The following is an 18,732-nucleotide window of genomic DNA, read 5'->3' on the forward strand; positions in this document are numbered from 1 at the left end:
GCAACGACCCACCGATCTGGTCACCTGGATGCGCTAGGCAAAACCCACCCCGTGTCTCACGAGACATCCCGAGTCTGGAGAAGGACGGATGGCGGGCGATCGCCTTCCGCGAGGACGACGGGGTGTACCTCCAGTCCCGGGCCGAGCCTGAGCACGTATTTCCCCAACATCACCCGCGCGATCCGCGCGGCCGTCCCGGCCGGCACGGTGCTCGACGGCGTTATCTCCAGTCAGGGATCGTCGGACAGTTTGTCCGCGGCGGGGCGCCTGAGCTGCTTCATCCTTCGTCGTGGATACCGCAGCCTTGCTGTGTCCATGACGGCGGGAGAAGCTGGGTGCGGGTTCAACGCGTGGTGTCGCAAGCCGGTCCAGAGGTGTCGTGGACACTGCTCGGCGAGGACCATCTGCCGGTCCCGCCGGTGGAATCGTTTCTCTCTCATCTGGCTGACCAGCGCAGATCACCGAACACGGTCCGCGCGTACGCGTTCGACCTGAAGGACTACTTCGCGTACCTGACATCGCGCGGGCTGGACTGGGCCCATCTGCGCTACGACGAACTGGCCGGGTTCAAGCCCTGGTTGAGATTGCACCGGCGGCGCGTGCTGGCGAGATTGCCGTGCTGCCATCGGTGGAGTCGGCGTGCACCGAGTCGACTATCAATCGCAAGCTGGCTGCGGTCACCAGCTTCTATGAGTTTCACGCCCGGCACGGCGTGACGATGGCCTCGGTCATCCGCGGCGCTGCCCGTCCGGTGGGCACGACTCGCAGTACCTTCCGGCCGTTTCTGACGCATGTGCGGCGGGCTCGGCCGATGCGCAGCGACCTGCGGCTGCGGGAGCCGATGCGAGCACCGCGCGCACTGACCGAGGCAGAGGTTGCATCCTTCATCGGCGGCTGCGCGCATCTGCGTGACCGAGTACTGGTCACGCTGCTGAATGAAGCTGGCTTGCGTATTGGGGAGGCGTTAGGGCTGCGGCATGAGGACATCCGTACTGCCGACGGCGTGGTGGACGTCCGCGCCCGCGACAATGCCAACGGCGCTCGCGCCAAGACTTGGGAGCGGCAGGTCCCGGTCGACTGGGGCTGGTTCCGGCTGCACGCCGAGTACCTTCACCGCGAGTACGGCGACCTGGACAGCGACTACGTCTTCGTCGGGCTGTGGTCGCGGCCGGTCGGCCGGCCGCTGACCTACGGCGCCGTCGCGGACTTGTTCACCCGCCTGTCACGGGCGACCGGTGTCGTTGCGACTCCTCACACGTTTCGGCATACCTACGCCACTCGGCTGCTGCGCGCTGGCGTGAAGGCAGAGATCGTGCAGAAGCTGCTCGGGCACGCCTCGGTGTCCACCACCATCGACACCTACGCGCACCTGACGATCGAAGACGTGCGTCACGAGTTGCACCGCGCCGGCCTGCTGAGCGAGACGGAGACGCCGTGAACCGACACGATCTTGTCGGTGCGCCGACCGGCGAACCGCTGCCCGAGCGTGTGGCGCGGGCGCGAGTGCTGCTCGAGGAAGCCGTTCCCCCGCAATGGCGCCGGGAGCCGCTGATCTACGTCCGGCCGCAACACATGGAGGCCGTCTGCGCCGTAACCCGCTGCCGCCGGGAGGCCATCGATCACGGCATGTGCAACGGCCACGCCCAGCGCTGGCACAGAATCGGCCGCCCCCAGCTCGACGTTTTCCTCACAACGACCGAATCGGCGTTACGCGACCACCACATCCTTCCCAGCTGCCTCGTGTCAGTATGCCGGCGCGGCCGCGCTCGGGACGACCTCTGCCCGGTGCACTCACGTCAGTGGAAGGCGGCGAAACGTCCGCTGATCGCCACCTGGGTTACCACCGTGGTCGTTACCGACGGCCCGCAGTCCACCTGCCGGCTGCCGAACTGTGAGCTGGCCGCGGAGGGCGGCTCGCTCTACTGCCGAGTGCATCACCGGCGGTGGCGCGCCCGCGGCGAGCCGACGCACGAGGAGTTCGAGGCAGAGGTGATGAACTACGGCGACCCCTGCTGGGACTTCCGTCGACTGCCCGGCCAGCTGAAACTTGAGCTGCAGTACGCGCTGAAATGCAACCACGAACTCGGGTTCCCGCCCGGCTCCCACAGCTGCAGCCAGGCCGTGCGGATGCTTGTGCGGCGAGGCGCGACGACCCTGCTCGAACACGACCGCGCCTCCTGGACCGCCATCTTCCGGAGCTACTTGAACGACCCGAACCAGTTCAAGAACGCCGCCGCGTTTCTCAGCTTCGCCGTCGAGCAGCTCACCGACCTGATCGAAGGGTCGGGCTGGAAGCGGGAGTATCCCCGTGACGTTTGGCAGCTGCGCCGTCTCGGCTACATCCCCGCCGCCGCGTCACGGCAACTCAACTTCACCGACATCCAGCAGCGCTGGCTCGTCGATAGCGCGAAGCGGTGGCTGCACTGGCGGCTGACCGTCGAGGAAAAGTCGATCAACACTGTGTCGGCCGATCTGCTGGCGCTGCGCCGACTCTCGGCCTTCCTGACCGCGACCGGGCAAGCGCACTACTCGATCCGCCAGCTCACCCGCCCAGTACTGGAGCAGCACATCGCCTGGCTGCACCAGCAACCGCAGCTCGGCAGCAGCGCCACCATCCGCGACAGCATCAGCGCCTTGGCGGTCTTCCTCCGGGCGTTACAGGACCACGAGGACTGGGCGCCCGACCTGCCGCGAAACGCCGTCATCTACGCCTCGGACTACCCGCGAACGATCCCGCTACGCGCCCGCGGCCTCAACGCCCACATCATGACTCAGGTCCGCGCGCACCTGCCCCGCTGGCCCCAACCCGACGGCCGATTCCTGACAGAGCTGATGCTGGCCACCGGGCTGCGCGTCGGTGACGCCTGCGCGCTCGGCTACGACCCGATCGTCCGCGACCGCGACGACAACCCGTACGTCCGGTACTGGAACCACAAGATGCGCCGCGAAGCCTACGTCCCCATCAGCGCGGCGGCGCTCGACAAGATCCGTGAACAACAGACCAGGGTGCGCGAGCAGTACCCGGCGGAGACTGCGGCATACCTCAGTCAGCCGGCTCCCCGGACCCTGCCCGTTGACGCGTTGCGGCTGGTGCCCGCGAACAAGCTGAACCCCCACGGACTTCTCCCGTTCAAACGAAGCACCTACAACCTGCAGCTGCAGGCATGGGTCGCGAAGTGCGGGATCACCGACGAAGCCGGACGTCCCGCCCACATCACGGCGCACCAGTGGCGGCACACGTTCGCCACCACCCTGGTCAACCGCGGCGTCCGCCTCGAAGTCGTCAAACAGCTGCTCGATCACGCCAGCCTCGAGATGGCGTCCCACTACGCCCGACTGCTGGACACCACCATCCGCGCCGAATGGGACGCCGCCCGCGACAGCGACGACGACCTGCAGCACCTGCTACCGGCCGACGTCGAGTGGGCGAGCCGATCACGCACCGCCCTACCGAACGGGCACTGCGGACTTCCGCGCCAGCAGACCTGCGACCACTCCAACAAGTGCCTGACCTGCCCGGTGTTCATCACCACCAGCGAAGACCTGCCTGCGCACGAGGCGCACCGCCACCGCACGCTGACGCTCATCGCCCAACTCGAGGCCCGAGGGCAGACCAAGCTGGCCGACCAGAACCGACTCGTACTCGAGCAACTCGACACGCGCATCGCGCAGATCAAGCAGGCAATCGCTACGGGCGGAGCGCACCGCGATGCCAGCTGACACACCAGATCGGCTCATCGCGGCGGCGCGTCGGCGACACGAGCAAACCCTCGCCCGGGCCCGCACGGCGCTGCGCCAGCTCGAAGCCACCGGCGAACCCGTCACTTACGCCAAGGTCGCCGCGACCGCGAAGGTCAGCCGGGCCTGGCTATACAGCCAGCCTGATGTCCGAGCAGCAGTGGAACGGCTACGCGATATCAACAACCGCTCCACCGGCGTCGCCGTCCCCACCCGGCAGCGCACGAGCGAGGCCAGCCTGGTCCGTCGCCTTGAGGCGGCGCACCGCCGCAGCCAGGAACTCACCCGGCAGGTCGCCGAACTCCGAGAGCAGCTTGCCGCTGCGCATGGGGCATTACGCGATAGCCGTGTCGGACGCACCACACATACGTGATGAGCAGCGGTTTCACTTACGCGCCCAGCAGGACCAGCTCGTGCCTTCCAGCGAGAAATCAACGTTTAGCCCCAGCACGCGGCGTGGTCGAGGTCTTCGCTGATGGTGGCTTTATGGTCATCCCGGTGCGCTTGAGCGGCGCGTAGCTCATCGTGCTGGGGAAGCGGTCCTTTCGAGGACCCGCGAGGGCCGGGGTGGGGTGGGGAGGTCGCGTCGGCCTTTGAGTGGGCCGAAGGGCATGGTGAGTGCGCCCGTGACGTAGATGCCGAGCATGATCGCGAGTGCGGTGCGTATGCCGAGTTGCTGGCCGAGCCAGCCGGAGGCGAGTCCGGATGCTGGCATCGCGGCGAAGGCGAGCATTTGGATGGTGGTGCTGACGCGGGCTTGAAGGTGGTCGGGGACGTAGGTGAGGCGCCAGGTGCTGCGGATGACGTTGTCCGCGACGATCGCGAATTCGCATAGCAGCAGCCCGGCGGTCATCCACGCGACACCTGCGCCGGGGTCGGCTAGCAGCACCAGTAGGCAGCTGCAGCTGGTGAGTTGCAGCGTGATCGGGCCGCGTGCGGTGCCGAGCCGGCGGGCGATGTGTGGGCCGAGGAGGCCGCCGATGACGCCGCCGACGCCGCCGGTGGCGAGCACGAGTCCGGTCACTGCTTGTGGTGCGGCGAGCTCGTCGACCAGGAAGAGGACCTGGAGGGTCAGCAGGCCGGTGAGGCCGAAGTTCTGTACCGCGGCCAGGCCGGCGAAGTACCGCAAATAGCGGTCGCGGGCGACGACGGTGACGCCGGCTCGGATGCGCTGAATGAAGGACTCTTCCAGCACGGCTAGAGCGTGATCGGGTGCCCGGCTCGCGGGGCGTATTCGGGCGAGGCAGGCCGCCGATATGAGGAAGCTGATCGCGTCGAGGAGCACGCCGAGCGCGGCGGAGACGGCCTGGGCGATCAGGCCGGCCAGCCCCGGCCCGACGATCGTGCTGGCTGATTCGGTGGCGTACAGCATCGAGTTCGCGGTTGCGAGCTGGTCTGCGTCGACTACGCGGGTGACGAGTCGGGGCAGTGCGGCTCGGAAGAGCACGGCACACGAGCCGATCACGAACGCGACCGCGACCAGCGCCGCAAGCGACAGCGTGCCGGTCACCCACAGCAGCGGCACGGTCGCGGCAGCGGTGGCCGCGACCACATCGCTCGCGATCATCGTCGTGCGGGGCGGCCACCGGTCGGCGAGCGCACCGGCTGGCAGCCCGAGGATCAGCCAGGGTGACCAGCTCGCCGCCGCTAGGATTCCCATCCAGCCCGGACCGGCATCCAGCTGGGTGGCCGCGAGCAGCGACAGCAGCGTCGCCGTGGTCGCGGTCCCGAAGAGGCTGACGGCTTCACCGAACCAGAGGACTTGGAAGGCGCGAGGGAGCCGGGGGGATGCCCGTCTCTCTCGATTCAAATTCTGGCCCACCAACTATCAGCTCGCTCAGGCCGCGGCGCGGTCGGTGAGTGGGCGGCGACGCAGTGCGGTGTCGGTCAGTGAACGCGGGGGCAAGGGAGCGTTGGGGTTGTACAGGTTGGTTCCGGGCGGCACGATCTCGTCGATTCGGTCGAGGGTCGCATCGTCCAGGGTTAGCGCGGCGCCCTTGAGGAGATCCTCCAGCTGCGGCATGGTCCGCGGTCCGATGATCGCCGAGGTGACCCCCGGGTGGGCCACGGTAAACGCAATGGCGAGTTGAGGGAGGGTGCAGCCGATGTTTTCCGCGAGTTCGACGAGCTGTTCGACGGCGTCGAGCTTGGCGGCGTTTTGCGCGTTGGCGGGATCGAATAGCGCTGGCCGGATGGCGGGACGGCCGGTTGATAGGTCGATGGGTTGGTTCTTGCGGTATTTGCCGGTGAGGAACCCGAAGGCCAGTGGGCTCCAGACCAGCACACCCATCCCGTAGCGCTGGCAGACGGGCAGGACTGAGGCCTCGATCCCGCGGGCCAGGACCGAGTACGGCGGCTGCTCGCTGCGGAAGCGTCCGAGACCACGACGCTCGGAGACGTGATGCGCCTCGACGATCTCCTCAGCCGGGAACGTCGAGCAGCCGAAAGCGCGGATTTTCCCCTGGCGCACGAGGTCGCTGAGCACCGAGAGCGTCTCCTCGACGTCGGTCGAGTCGTCGGGGCGGTGGACCTGGTAGAGGTCGATCCAGTCGGTGTTCAGGCGCCGGAGGCTGTCCTCAACCGCCTTGAGGATCCAACGCCGCGAGTTGCCACTGCGATTGCGGCCCTCGCCCATCTGAAAGTGCACCTTGGTGGCCAATACGATGTCATCACGGCGCCCCCGCAGCGCCTTTCCCACAATCTCCTCGGACTCTCCCTGTCCGTACATGTCGGCGGTGTCGACGAAGTTGATCCCCTGGTCCAGGGCGGCGTGGATGATACGGACGCAATCGTCGTGGTCGGAGTTGCAGCCATCCTGGAACATCATGGTCCCGAGGCAGTAAGCACTGACTTCGATACCGGTTCCGCCGAGGGTGCGATAGCGCATGGTGATGCTTCCCTTACTGGTTCAGCCGTGATTGCAAAGCGAACGACGCGTCGATCGCACGGGGAACCCTAGGATCTAGAGTCGGCTCTAGGTCAAGCCGCTACCCTGAACGGTATGGCTGAGGTCACCACAAATTTGAGCATCGGGCAGGTCGCCGAACGCACCGGATTGAGTGTGCACGCGCTGCGCTTCTACGAACACGAGGGCCTCTTCGTCAACCCTGTGCGGCGCGGACCTGGCGGGCGCCGCGTCTACAGCCAGGATGACGTGGACTGGCTCACCGTCTGCATCATCTTGCGCGCCTCCGGCATGCCCCTGCCCGCGCTACGCCGATACGCCGACCTCGTCAGGCAGGGAGCCGGAAACGAGGAAGAACGACTCACGCTTATGCGCGAGCACCAAGCCCACGTCACCGCCCAGATCGGCAGACTCGCCGAGTGCCTGGACCTGATCAGGTTCAAGGTCGGGGTGTATGAGGACCTCCTCAACCCGGACAGCGCCGGCGACCACCAATGTCACGCTCCGATCCCTTCGGCAGCGGCGCAGCCGACCGAGATCCGCATCGGCGACGCGCGGGTGTCGGGCTCGTGAACACGGCGCCGTGCGGGTCGACGCCACCAATGCCGACGTCATCCTGCTGATGCGCGCCCAACTACGTCACCAGCTACGTGCCGGACGCCTCGCCCGACCTGTGGCAGCGATACCTTGCAATCATCTTCGACGGCCTACGCCCAGAAAAGGTGCCCACCCGCTGCCCCACCCGCCGCCGGTCGCTCCTTGACGCCCACCACAGGGTCGGACCGCCGCTACCTGCTGACGCCCCTGGCGGCTGGACGGCGCTCACATGGGAACGGAAACCTCGGCCGCAGCTGATTGAGCATATTGACAGGCACCGTCATGGACATGTCCACGACGCAACATCGCCGACGAACCAGCTAACTGATCAGCGGACCCAAGATAAACGGTGAGCTGATCGTGTTCGAACGCGGGAGGACGAACTTCGCCCAGTTGCAGCGACGCGTCACCGCTGGGCACGGGCTTCTGCGCCTCACCCGCGAATGCCCCGCCCACTACGTACTCTTCGACCTGCTCGCCGACGCCAGCGGCGAACCGTTGCTGAACCTACCCCTCTCGCAGCGGCGGGCCCGACTGCAGCTACTGCTCGCCGACGCACCGCCCCCGCTCACCCTGACACCGCAAACAGCCGACATGCGGGAGGTCTGGGACTGGCTCACGACCTGGACCGTCGCCACAGGCATCGAGGGGGTGGTGAGCAAACACTTGTTGAACCGCGCCGAGTTCATCGATCTACAGCGTCGGCCATGCCCGCGCAGGCGACGGAGCGAGCCCGGACCGCTGGGATGACAGCACGTGCACCGGCTGCACCATGCCGTCCCCACCCAGCCGCCCGCACCTCACCGCGCTACCCGCAGCGCACGCACGCCCTCGCGGTGGGCTGGCTCGCCCGCTGCGGCGCCCGCTGGCACCGCCGACCTGGTCTGCGTACCGCTCGACCTGGACGCCCCAGAGTTGCGCTTCGCCCGTACACCACGTCCACCCCTGGAGCGTCACCGCCGGCGACGGCGCCGCTTACCGACAACGGCGCGTCGATGATTCGCGCGGCCACGACCGAGCCGGGAGGTGACAGTGATGCCGGACCCGGTGCCAGCCATCGAGACATGTCATACAGCGACGGTACGGTCACTATTGGCAGTTTGTTGTGGTGGAGGGAGCTTGCTCGTGGTCAAGCGCAGCAGCCGATCTCGGCGCAGGGAACCGATTCGCCGGCCGATTCCAGCAACACGACTGTCCGCCTCGGCGGACAGGGTCACCGACCTGACCGGGCAGCGCCTGGTCGACGGCTGGCCGGTGACCGAGCAGGTGCGAGTGCGGCTGGCCCGCGGCGCGGATATGGCCGCAGTGCGTCGGCTCACCGCGCTGGCCGGTGTCCGTCTCGAGGACGAGGTCGCCGACGACGTGGACGCGGGTGTCGGCGGGGCCGCGTTGCGGGCCGGCTTGGACGGTGGTCCGGACACGTACATGCGATACATGGCCGAGAAGTTCACCGGCCCGCAGGCCATGGATCCGAGGAGGCTGCTGCCGCCGGCGACGCTGGTGCTGGTGGCCGAGCACGACCAGCGCGGCGTGGTCGGAGCGGTGGTCGCATACCCGCCGGGTGGTGTGCTCAAGCAGCTGGTCGAGCATCAACGGCGGGCAGGGTTGGGCAGTCAGCAGCTGTTCCAGCTGGTCATGGCCGGAGTGATGTGGATGGTGCGGATCAAGGCGATCGCGGTCGACGAAACGATGCGCGGCCGCGGGATCGGCAGTGCGTTGCTACACCGCTGCCAGCAGATTTACGCCCACTGCGGCTACATGATCACGTATGGGCAGATGGCCGACAGCCCGGAGCTGGAGCGGTTCTACCGCAGCCACGGCTTCGACGTGCTGGAGCGTGACAGCGGGTTCGACCCGTGGGTGGTCCTCGGGGTTCACGCCGAGATCCGCCCCGACCCGGGTGAACGCACGTTCGTCCGACATCAGAAGGCCAGCGCGAATCGGCGGCCCGGTCGGGTGCCGGCACCACGACACAGCAGCAGGACGCCGTTCGACCCGGGCACCCTGGCCCTGCATGACGATCACCTGCCGACACTGCTGACGCAGGGCTCTGGCGAGTTGCTCGCCATCCAGTTCCTGCCCCTGCTCTGGATCAAGATGGCCGAGGGGCAGCGCGCCAACGCGTGCATCGACGCGTGTACGCAGCTGCGGTACGCCTACCAACAGTTCGGGATCGCCGCCGAAATCCTGCCGGTCGGTGTGGTGATCCACGACCCGGACGGCGGTCGTACCCGGTACGCCACCGACGAGCCGAGCTGGTACGACGACACCACCCTGGTCGGGCACACCATCCTGCTACTGCCCGAACACGACAGACTGGTGGATCCGACCATCGAGCAGGTACCAGAGGTTCGGGCACTGCGACAAGGTCCGGTCATCGGGCGGCTTCCTGAGCCGGACCGGCAGGCGCTGCGTGACGGCGAGACCAGCTTCGCCGTCCAACGCGCTGGCCTGCTCATCGAGTACCAGCCAGTCCGGCCCGAGCATCGGGATAGGCTGCTGAGCGGGCCGCTGCTGGCCCGTAATGACGTCCTGTACCGGCGCGGCGCCGTCAACCTAGCCACGATGGCCGTACAGGCGTTCCGCGATGCAGGAGCCGCCGACCGTATCCGGCAGACCACCGCCTTCCCCCGCCTAACGGCGCTGCTCGATGCCATCGGCGACGCTCCGATCCGCGTCGACGAAATCACCAACAATGTGCTAATTCACCTGCCCGGCGGACCCGTCCAGCTCGACCAAGTCCCGGTCCCCCGTCCGACGTAAGGGAATGACGGCAGCCTCACGACTGCGAGTGGTTTAATCGCTATGCTGCTCCACGCATAACGGCACGCCTGGGTAATGGGCGGTCACCGCGACTGCGTCGCGCTGCGCGTCCCAGACGCCGACGCATTCCGCGTCATCCAGTCGCTTCCGCAAACACTGCCAGTCGAGACCCCACTTCCGTAGCAGCCACACAGGACGTTACTGTTCAGTACACATGCTGCACAATTTGGGAAGGATGAGGCGGTGGCTAAGCAAATAATTCATCAGCTAGTCGACGACTTGGACGGCGGCAGCGCCGACGAAACCATCAGGTTCGCCCTCGACGGCGTTCAGTACGAGATCGACCTGTCGGCCGCGAATGCAGCGAAGCTGCGCGACGCCTTCTCGCCGTACATGGCCCACGGCCTTAAGATGGGACGAGGCGGCCTCGCACGGTCCGCGCGAACCACCCACAGCGCGGCGGGTGTGGGCAGCTCACGAGGTGCCCGTACGGGCGGAGTCGCGAACCGGGATCAGAACAAGGCGATCAGGGACTGGGCCAAGAGGGTCGGCAAGGACATTTCGGATCGAGGCCGGATCCCTCACGAAGTTGTCGCCGAGTACCACGCGACGGCCGGACGCTGATCACCTATCGAACGCTGCATTGACTTCCCGTTCCGGCTGACGGGGTCGAAGGCACCGGCGCATCCGCACGTGGGGGCGCGGCGGTGCCTAACCTCGCTGCTTGCCCGTGCTGCACGAGGTTCCACTTGACTTGCGTCCGCATCGGTTTCTAGGGCGACATGCCACCCTGCTGTTCGCGCCACCGCCCTGCGGAGTCCGCGCGCAAGAGACGATCGACCATCGCCGCGGCCTCGTCCTTCGAGTCGTACGTCCAGCGCAGCATCTGCCCAGTCTCGCTGTCGCCGGTGCGAGCTACCACCTTCCATCGTGTCTGACGGATCAACCAGACGTCGCGCCGGGTCAGGCGTCCCCAGTGGGGTCGGGCCGAAGCGCGGTGCCGGACTTTCGTCTGGTCCGTTTCTTCGGCCCGCCCTCCGAACCGGACGTGCAACTCTCGCTGCATCCGGCTCTCCACGGACTCACGTCGGCTGGGTCAGACGACGCGTCGGTGGCGTCCAGGGGTTGGGGATCACGCTGCGGCGTCGGTACCGAGAAACGGTGACCGAGGCCGGGTTGAACAGGGTGAGCTGTCCGTCGGTGATCGTCCATCCGCCGGCCATGAAGCGCCGTCGGAGGTGCTTCCACGTCAGGCCCTTGTGTCGTTTGCGGATCCAGATCGCCGTTCGGCGCCAGGTGAAGGCACCGAGGTAGCTGAAGGTCCTCTTCGACACGCCGTGCTTGAAGTAGTTGCTCCACCCGCGTAGTACGCCGTTGACGCGTTCCAGCAGGGCGGTCAGGTCGGCTTGTGCTGAGCTGTGAGTGAGCGCGCGGACCTTGTCCTTGATCGCGGTGACCGCTTTCTTGGACGGGTACGTGTACACGCATCGCCTACCCGTGCCTCGTTTCCGGTGCCGCTGGATGCGGAACCCGAGAAAGTCGAAGCCCTCGTCGATGTTGACCACCATGGTCTTCGGCGGAGACAGGCGCAGGCCCATCCCGGCGAGTACCACGGCCACCTCGTCGCGTAGCTGTTCGGCGTCACGCCGGTCACCGTGCACGAGGATGACGAAGTCGTCTGCGTAGCGCACGAGCCGCCAGTTCGGCTGGCCGCGCCGGCGGCGTTTCGCTCGCAGGACTCCCGTCGACATCACCGTCTGCCACGCGTCCTGGGCAAAGTCGTCCAGCACGGACAGAGCAATGTTGGCCAACAGAGGAGACAGGATGCCCCCTTGCGGAGTGCCGGTGTGCGTTTCCTCGCGGGAGCCGGCTTCCGTGAGGATCCCGGCCTTGAGGAACGCTTTCACCAGGCTCAGAACGCGTTTGTCCCCGATACGTCGACGCACCCGCGCCATCAGCGCGGCGTGGTCGATCGAGTCGAAGCACGCCTCGATGTCCGCCTCCAAGATCCATTCGTATGACTTGGATGTCAGAAGGTGGATGTCGGCGATCGCGTCCTGAGCGCGTCGGCGAGGCCGAAAACCGAACGAGCACGGATGGAAGTCCGCCTCGAAGATCGGCTCCAGCACCAGCTTCAGCGACGCCTGCACGACCCGGTCCGCGACGGTCGGGATCCCCAACCGGCGCTTCTTGAGACTGCCCGGTTTGGGGATCATTCGCTCCCGCACCGGCAGCGGCCGGAACTGTCCCGACCGCACCGCCTCCCGGATCATGCCCATGAAGGGTTCCGCACCGACCAGCGCCTGAAGGTGATGGGCGGTCAAGCCGTCCACACCAGCGCTGCGCGAGCCGGTGTTGCTCCGCACCCGATCCCACGCCACCATCAAGAAGGCGGGATCGGTGACAAGGTTGAACAGATCATCAAACCGACGAGAACCATCCTCGCCTGCCCATCGATGCAGTTTGGTCTGAATCTCCAGTACCCGCCGCCACGCCTCGTCGAGACTTGGCCACGGCGCGCCGGTATTCACCAGCGACCTCCTGGCATGACAATCCTCCCTGCGAGCCCGCTGCCCGCCTTCGCCATGTGGACGGCTTTCCCGCCCTCGGACTACTACGCGGACTCCGCCCCATCGGGATGCCCCGGCAGGACAACGCGCCCTCCCATCTCCGCCACGCTGGCCGCGTCACGGCGGGTCCGCACCCGACGGTTCCCACGTTCACTACCGATCGATCGACGGAGGAGGTGCCCGACTTTGCCCCTGCGGCCCGCTGCGGGTACGCCGTAGACCTTCCCCGCAGCCACCACGGACAGCGACACTGCCGCCGCCGCGATGCCCACCCGAACAGCATCAGCCCAGGTAGTTCGTCCGCAATCCCGGCCCATATCCGCCAGATTCGAGCCGGTGGTGGAATTAAGAGGCTTTACACGTCGGTTCCTCACGTGCACCTTTCCGTCTCGCTTGCCGAACCTGGGCCGTCTGGCAGTGCCAACCCATCCCGGCGTTGTCGAGGCCGCTTCCCACCCTCCCGCGCGTTCCCACGGTCAGGCTGCCTCCAGCTTCACGCCCACTGCTACGACAGCAAGCGGGTGAAGGTCTCCCACCTCCACTCGATCAATAGCGCCTCGTGGCGCACGACGCCGTTCCACCACCGCCTCACTACCTCCTCCGCCACCACCGGATCGTACATGTGTTCGAGGGCTGGACGTCAGATGAGCCGCGTGTTGATCCTGGCGGTGCCGCCACCCCCGGCCTACCGTGTCCGCTGGCCGAGTTCGTAGCGGAGCTACGGCACAGCCGCTACGTCCCCTCCGGCGCCACCTCCGACACCGGCGTGCCGCAGGCGACATCCTTGAGCGACGACCTCGCACGCCGGCTGCACCACGAGCACTCCAATACCGTTCCGAGTTGTTAGCTGATGGGTCAGATGATGGGTAGCGAGATCGACCTCGTGATGGCGAGGCTGGGGGAGCGTGGCTTCGACGTCAACGTCGAAGCTGAGGATGAGCTGCGCACGTACCGCGTTTCGGGGAGTTCCTTCCTCCTGCGGGTGGGCATAGGTGTGAAAGGGATCCTGCTCGACTTCGTCGTCGACCGGGACGGGGAGTCGCCCGAGCTTCGACACAGTATCGACACCGATCTGTATGACGTGTCCGATCCCCGTCAGCGATGGTTCGCGGACGAGATCGAACGCGACATCACTTCCTTTCTGGACGCCTTGAGGAGCGGGAGCCTCAAGTTGAGTCGTGGGCGAAACAAGACCACGATTGTCTTTCCGAACGCGGGGAAGTATGTACGGGTAGAGCGTGGGCGCATGTTCACCAGCCGGCGGGAGTACGAACGTGCCGTGGACGCGGAAGCCGACGACCAGTTCCAGCCGTTCGACGCGTAACCCTGGCGGGCACCTCGTAACCGTTCACGCAGCAGTAACGGCCGCCTCGACCGGCACCGGAGGGTGAGAAGCAGCGACGCTGATCCGCTGGCCGTTTCGGCAGGTATATAGCCGACAGACCTAACGACGCAAGCATCGGCGGCGACGATTGCGCAGCCATCGCGGCGAGAAGCCCCCACGGATCACGCATCCGGGCAGAAAGCAGCGCTGCTCGCACGGGGGAACGAGCAGCGCCGTCCAGTTGACGGTACTCCAGTCCCTGCTTCACTGCCGCCCCAGCGGCCCGGAAAGGACAGAAGGCGGCGGCGACAATGCTTGAGATCTCCAGCGAGAGCAGTACCGTCTGTCGGCCGGCGTCAACGCAGGCCCAACACGACAAGCAAGCCAGAGTCACGTCGTTGCCGCCAGAACTTGGCATCCTTCCGAAAATCCCGCACCTCACTAAGAGTGCTTGACAAGTAGCAGCGGGCAACAGCGGGGACCATTGCTTGCAGCACTCCCTTTAATACTGTATGATTGAAGCACAAGCACCGGAAAGCAGCCCGGGGCTTGTGGCCAACAAGCTCACCACGAGGGAGACACGTCGAGATGGAAACCAAGACCGAACTGGCGCGGCCAGAAGCGCTCGGCCTGGATCAGGCGATCGGCATCCTGGACAGCCCTGAGCCGGGGGGAAGCCCCGATACCCAGGGCAGCCCGCAGGCCGAGGACAGCCCGGAGGCGGGCAGTTCCCAGACTGACGACCCAGAGCGTCCTGTGCGCCCCCACCTGGTGTGGGCGGACCCTCGGGAGCTGCGGATTCCTCCGCACCAGATCCGCAAGGATCTGGGCGACCTGACCGAGTTGCGTGACGGCATCGCAGAGAGCGGCGTCCTTCAGGCGCTGCTCGGAGTCCCGGGCGGGGACGGCATCATCTACATCACGCAGGGGCAGCGTCGCCGGGCCGCCGCCATCGAAGCCATCGAACTGGGCTCCCCGATGGCGTTGGAAGTGCCGGTGCTGGTGCACGACGCGATGGCCGGACTGACCGCCAAGCAGATCGCCTCGATGTTGCAGGAGAACCTGCACCGCAAGGCGCTCACGGCCAGCGAAGAGGCTGACGGTTTCAAGCAGCTCACCCTGGAAGGGTGGACCATTGAGCAGATCGTGAAGCGGACCGGACGCAAGAAGGCTCTCGTCGAGGGATCACTGACGCTCGCTAAGCAGGGAGCACAGATCCAGAGCGCGGTCGACAACGGCGACCTCACGCTGGAAGACGCCGCAGAGATCGCCGGGTTCGACGGTGACAAGGCCGCGCTCGATCGGATCCTCAAGAAGAGCGGCAGCGCGTGGGCACTGCGCCACCAGATCGCCAACGAGAAGCGCAGGCGTCGGATCGCAAAAACCGCCAAGACGCTGCGCGCGGAGCTGGACAAGGCCGGCGTCGTTGTCCTCGGCAAGCCGAAGGGCTTCCCCCACAGCAGCCGCGAGGCAGCCATCAAGGACCTGCGCGGCCCCGAGGGCGAATCGTTGAAGGACACCGAGGTTCGCAACAAGCCCGGCTTCGCCGCGTTCATCGACACCTCCGGCCACGATGCTGCGGTTGTAGTGATCTGCCTCAACCCCGACGCGCACGGCTTCCAGCGGAGCGGCGTGTACAACACGTACGTCTCCCCCGCCGACGCGGCACGAAAGGAGAGCGAGGCCGCAGAGGCCAAAGCCTTCCAGACGGCATTGCAGACCGCAGGTGAACTGCGCCGCAGGTTCGTGGTCGAGACGTACGGCAACGCCAAGGCCGCCAAGGTGCTGTACGTCCACGCTCTTCGCGCTGCGTTGACGAACCCGGCGCTGATCAACGGGGCGCGGGACGAGCACGAGCTGCTGACTGGGCTCGTCGGTATCGATCCAGAGAAGATCGACGTCAACGACGCAGGCGAGGCACGACTGATCCGCCTCCTGGTCGGTCGCTGGATCGCCGCCAACGAGGGCAACCTGAACGACTTCTACGCCGCCCGGTACCGCTTCCGCCGCGATGTGGCACTGAGCTGGCTCAACCGACTCGCTGATGCCGGCTACGGCCTGTCGGATGCCGAGAGTGAACTACGCGATCTGCTGACGCCGAAGCCCACCGATCAGGCCGACAGCGACATCGAGGATGACGAGGACGAGGACGCCGGGGAAGACGGCGACGAGGAAGACGAAGATGACGACACGCCGCGCCTGCAACTCGTGCCGGATGGCGAGCAGGCGGAAAGCGCGGCCGAGGACACCCTGACGCCGGTGCCCGCCCGATCCCGGCCCGACGTGACCGTCCAGCACCAGAGGCCCGACGATCAGTCGATCGAGCCGGCGGCTCAGGACCGCGCCGCCGCGTGACGAAGGTGAGGGTGCCCGGCTCGTCCGGGCACCCTCACCGGCTCGCCCTCACGCTTCACCACGCCCGACCCGTCGCCATCGCGGCGGACCGTCACCTCACGCGAGGAACACCATCGTGGCCTCCAACACTCGTTCAACGCACCCGCAATCCGACGCCAACGAAGCAGTGACCGAAGCCATCGCTGACGCCCGCCTCCGACTGAAGCGATCGTCGGGCCGATGCGCCCACGACTTGCGCGAACTCGCCGCTCATCTCATCAGCGCGCACCTTCCCAGCGCGCGCACCGCCCTGCTGTCGAAGGGGCATAAGCCGATCACCTTCGACACCGTCATCGCTCTCGTCGCTGGTTCGGCAGGTGGAGGGGACAGGAGCCTGGGGAGCGAATTCAGACACGCAGCTGTCCCCGGCAGGCGTCGGATAGCGTCAACCGGATCCACCCTCGCGCCTCGGGTCTACGAACCATCACCGCTGGCAAGTCGGCGCTGAGCTCTGGCGTCGAAGGCCTCTTCTATAGCGCCGTCGACCAGTCCGGCTGGCTGGCGCCGCACCTCGCCGACGTGGTACCCACCCCGCCCCCGCAGCCGCTCGAGGGCGGGCAGGGTAGCCGATCGCCGTCAGCGACCAGGCCGACGAATACACAGACGGCCGGATCGGACCCCAGCCGGCGGGCCGGTGACCGAACGTCCCAGGTCGTGACGGTCGGCCCGGACGCTGCTGTGCTCTTCGCCGACCACTACGTCGACGACGGCCAAGCCCACGCCGCGACGCTCCCGCTCAACGTCGAGCGATCACCGCCCAGTCGAGGGGCCAGGGCCCCCCGCGCTCACCGGAGACGCAACCGAGCAGCACCGCCACCAGCACCACGAGGGGCAGGCCACCGCCGGGTGACTTGCCCTTCGTGGGTCGACGTCAACATCGTCAGGCAGCAACCAACCGCCACCAGTCCAGCAGGAGAGCCATGACACCCGCATCGGGAACCCACGGCAGCAGGAGAGCGTCAAGGCGCACCGCTGTTACACTCGGCACCAATCTCACGCCGAGCACTCGCTCGTTGTCGAGGTTGTTGGTTGGCGGCCGGGGTGCTGCTGGCACCCGTCCGCGGGTGCATATCCCCGGCCGCCGCACACTCTGGCCCCCCACCCGAGCAGGAACAGACGTGAGAATTCGGGTTGTCGACGGACGCCGGATGACCGACCGCGCCGGCGCAGCCGAGTTCACCGGTCGCAGCGAGCACACCATCACGATCCAGACCAGCCCGAAGGCCCGCGCCGACGGATCCGGCTGGCCCGCCCCAGTCGAAGGCCCCGACGGCGGCCTGCTGTATCCCCTCGACGAACTCGCCGCCACGATCGAAGGCATCGCCGAAGCCGCCCGGGCGCGCGTCCATTCGATCACGCTCGACGGCGACCCCGACGAGCTGATCTCCGCCGTCGAATTCCGTGGACTCATCGACGCCACGGCCGGTACCTGGTCCAAGTATGTGGATATGAGCAAAGCAGCCTGGGAGCGCGGCGAGGACGGCTACCTGCCCCGCCCTGACCTCGAAGAGCCTGCTCGAACGCGCGGCGTCACCCGCTCCTGGGCGCGCCGGCGCGTCGAAACGTGGATCAACAGCCGTCCCGGCCGCAGTGCCGGGGCGGGCCCGCGTGTGCGCACCGAAGAGACCGGCCCGACCGCCGCCAAATACCGCCGCGTGGCAGCCGCGATCCGGCAGGACATCTCCAAAGGCGCCCTCACCTCAGGACAGCGCCTACCCTCCATGAACGCGCTAAGCACCCAGTACGACGTCAGCATGAGCACCATCCAACGCGCGATCGCCGAGCTCCGTAGCGAGGGCGTCCTGACTCGAGGCAGCGACGGCATCACCGTGGCGTAGCACGACCATCCTGCGACGGAGAGCCGCTGCAGGCTTGCGAACCCTGGGATACTCGATCAATGCGCCGCATCTACGATCCTGACCACACTGCGGACATCCGGCTCCTCCTACGCAAGCTCGTTATCCGCGGTGTCATCGGTCTTGTCCTCGTCAACATCTTTGCGGTGTTCCCGATGTTTGTGCTCGATGACAGCCGCGAAGCAGCGACGGAATCGGACCTCATCGTCTGGATCCTTCGGATCGCCTGGATCTTCATTGCACTGCTCTTCGTCGTTTCGATGGTGAGCCTGGCTTCAGCGGGAATCGGTTGGATTGCATATCGGAGGCGTCGGGCCGAGTTGGACGCCGCCGGGGCCGAAGCCGTTGGTGAAGTCAGGGCGCGCCTGGCCTACCTGCCCAGCGACGACGATCCGAAGTCGTGAACGGCACTGCCCCGGGGGTCGAGAAGCTCCGTCGGAGGCCGGGCCTGGCAACCCCTCGGCTGGGTGATACGTCGTGGAGGGCAACGCCTTGATGAACCTCGAATCAGCGACGGATGACGCCAAAGAATCACGGTCCGCACCTCAGCCGCCTCGTACCCCCATAGGAGCGAACAGCGCACTG

15 protein-coding genes are annotated in these 18,732 nt (G+C 66.8%); 12 read left to right on the plus strand and 3 right to left on the minus strand.

The genetic code is table 11. The features are described from left to right. Positions 1-419 precede the first annotated feature (419 nt). The 4 genes from JNW91_RS33775 to JNW91_RS00515 are packed head-to-tail and all read left to right on the plus strand — an operon-like array spanning position 420 to position 4,111. Positions 420-716 carry a site-specific integrase gene (locus JNW91_RS33775; protein ID WP_407664226.1) on the plus strand — a complete coding sequence of 99 codons (297 nt, stop codon included), beginning with the start codon at positions 420-422 and terminating at the stop codon, positions 714-716. Then, a complete protein-coding gene (locus JNW91_RS32955; protein ID WP_309244158.1) occupies positions 617-1,438 on the plus strand; it encodes a tyrosine-type recombinase/integrase in 822 nt (273 codons plus the stop codon). The genes JNW91_RS33775 and JNW91_RS32955 overlap by 100 nt, the downstream gene beginning before the upstream one ends. Beyond that, entirely contained in the window at positions 1,435-3,720 is a 2,286-nt protein-coding gene (locus tag JNW91_RS33375; RefSeq protein WP_203172959.1) for a tyrosine-type recombinase/integrase, read from the plus strand. Before JNW91_RS32955 ends, JNW91_RS33375 begins: the two co-directional genes overlap by 4 nt. Then, positions 3,710-4,111 carry a DUF6262 family protein gene (locus tag JNW91_RS00515; protein WP_203172960.1) on the plus strand — a complete coding sequence of 134 codons (402 nt, stop codon included), beginning with the start codon at positions 3,710-3,712 and terminating at the stop codon, positions 4,109-4,111. Before JNW91_RS33375 ends, JNW91_RS00515 begins: the two co-directional genes overlap by 11 nt. A gap of 147 nt (positions 4,112-4,258) precedes the next feature. Here the strand turns inward: JNW91_RS00515 and JNW91_RS00520 are convergent, their stop codons facing one another. Next, positions 4,259-5,560 (minus strand): MFS transporter, encoded by a 1,302-nt coding sequence (locus tag JNW91_RS00520; protein WP_309244159.1) that lies wholly within the window; start codon positions 5,558-5,560, stop codon positions 4,259-4,261. A gap of 15 nt (positions 5,561-5,575) precedes the next feature. Next, complete coding sequence (locus tag JNW91_RS00525) at positions 5,576-6,625, minus strand: aldo/keto reductase (RefSeq protein WP_203148780.1); 1,050 nt, start codon at positions 6,623-6,625, stop codon at positions 5,576-5,578. A 114-nt stretch (positions 6,626-6,739) separates the two neighbouring features. Between JNW91_RS00525 and JNW91_RS00530 the strand changes: the two genes are divergently transcribed. The 4 genes from JNW91_RS00530 to JNW91_RS00545 all read left to right on the plus strand — a co-directional run bounded on the left by JNW91_RS00530 (position 6,740) and on the right by JNW91_RS00545 (position 10,627). Then, on the plus strand, positions 6,740-7,216 hold the full coding sequence (locus tag JNW91_RS00530) for a MerR family transcriptional regulator (protein ID WP_203148782.1): 477 nt from the start codon (positions 6,740-6,742) through the stop codon (positions 7,214-7,216). Positions 7,217-7,594: 378 nt separating this feature from the next. Beyond that, on the plus strand, positions 7,595-7,990 hold the full coding sequence (locus JNW91_RS00535; RefSeq protein ID WP_255544898.1) for an ATP-dependent DNA ligase: 396 nt from the start codon (positions 7,595-7,597) through the stop codon (positions 7,988-7,990). Positions 7,991-8,365: 375 nt separating this feature from the next. Beyond that, positions 8,366-10,003, plus strand: coding sequence for a GNAT family N-acetyltransferase (locus JNW91_RS00540; protein WP_203172962.1), 1,638 nt, complete (start codon positions 8,366-8,368; stop codon positions 10,001-10,003). Positions 10,004-10,246: 243 nt separating this feature from the next. Continuing rightward, positions 10,247-10,627, plus strand: a complete 381-nt coding sequence (locus tag JNW91_RS00545; protein ID WP_203172963.1) for a histone-like nucleoid-structuring protein Lsr2 — start codon at positions 10,247-10,249, stop codon at positions 10,625-10,627. A gap of 458 nt (positions 10,628-11,085) precedes the next feature. Here the strand turns inward: JNW91_RS00545 and ltrA are convergent, their stop codons facing one another. Beyond that, a complete protein-coding gene (gene ltrA, locus JNW91_RS00550) occupies positions 11,086-12,534 on the minus strand; it encodes a group II intron reverse transcriptase/maturase (RefSeq protein WP_309244160.1) in 1,449 nt (482 codons plus the stop codon). A gap of 889 nt (positions 12,535-13,423) precedes the next feature. On the opposite strand from ltrA, the gene JNW91_RS00555 reads away from it, so the two are divergent. The 4 genes from JNW91_RS00555 (at position 13,424) to JNW91_RS00570 (ending at position 18,551) form a co-directional block, all read left to right on the plus strand. Further along, positions 13,424-13,897: a hypothetical protein gene (locus tag JNW91_RS00555; protein ID WP_203172964.1), complete on the plus strand. Its 474-nt coding sequence runs from the start codon at positions 13,424-13,426 to the stop codon at positions 13,895-13,897. Between the two features lie 588 nt (positions 13,898-14,485). Next, positions 14,486-16,252: a ParB/RepB/Spo0J family partition protein gene (locus tag JNW91_RS00560; RefSeq protein WP_203172965.1), complete on the plus strand. Its 1,767-nt coding sequence runs from the start codon at positions 14,486-14,488 to the stop codon at positions 16,250-16,252. 1,187 nt (positions 16,253-17,439) lie between these two features. After that, positions 17,440-18,129: a winged helix-turn-helix domain-containing protein gene (locus tag JNW91_RS00565; RefSeq protein ID WP_203172966.1), complete on the plus strand. Its 690-nt coding sequence runs from the start codon at positions 17,440-17,442 to the stop codon at positions 18,127-18,129. Between the two features lie 59 nt (positions 18,130-18,188). After that, positions 18,189-18,551: a hypothetical protein gene (locus JNW91_RS00570; RefSeq protein WP_203172967.1), complete on the plus strand. Its 363-nt coding sequence runs from the start codon at positions 18,189-18,191 to the stop codon at positions 18,549-18,551. Positions 18,552-18,732 lie beyond the last annotated feature (181 nt).

The organism is Micromonospora parastrephiae, assembly GCF_016802865.1.
Lineage (GTDB): Bacteria > Actinomycetota > Actinomycetes > Mycobacteriales > Micromonosporaceae > Micromonospora > Micromonospora parastrephiae.

Excerpts from the sequence above, each read along its gene's own strand:
- JNW91_RS00515 (WP_203172960.1), top strand. The coding sequence starts at position 3,710 with ATGCCAGCTGACACACCAGATCGGCTCATCGCGGCGGCGCGTCGGCGA.
- JNW91_RS00525 (WP_203148780.1), bottom strand. The coding sequence starts at position 6,625 with ATGCGCTATCGCACCCTCGGCGGAACCGGTATCGAAGTCAGTGCTTAC.
- JNW91_RS00530 (WP_203148782.1), top strand. The coding sequence starts at position 6,740 with ATGGCTGAGGTCACCACAAATTTGAGCATCGGGCAGGTCGCCGAACGC.
- JNW91_RS00555 (WP_203172964.1), top strand. The coding sequence starts at position 13,424 with ATGGGTCAGATGATGGGTAGCGAGATCGACCTCGTGATGGCGAGGCTG.
- JNW91_RS00560 (WP_203172965.1), top strand. The coding sequence starts at position 14,486 with ATGGAAACCAAGACCGAACTGGCGCGGCCAGAAGCGCTCGGCCTGGAT.
- JNW91_RS00565 (WP_203172966.1), top strand. The coding sequence starts at position 17,440 with ATGACCGACCGCGCCGGCGCAGCCGAGTTCACCGGTCGCAGCGAGCAC.
- JNW91_RS00570 (WP_203172967.1), top strand. The coding sequence starts at position 18,189 with ATGCGCCGCATCTACGATCCTGACCACACTGCGGACATCCGGCTCCTC.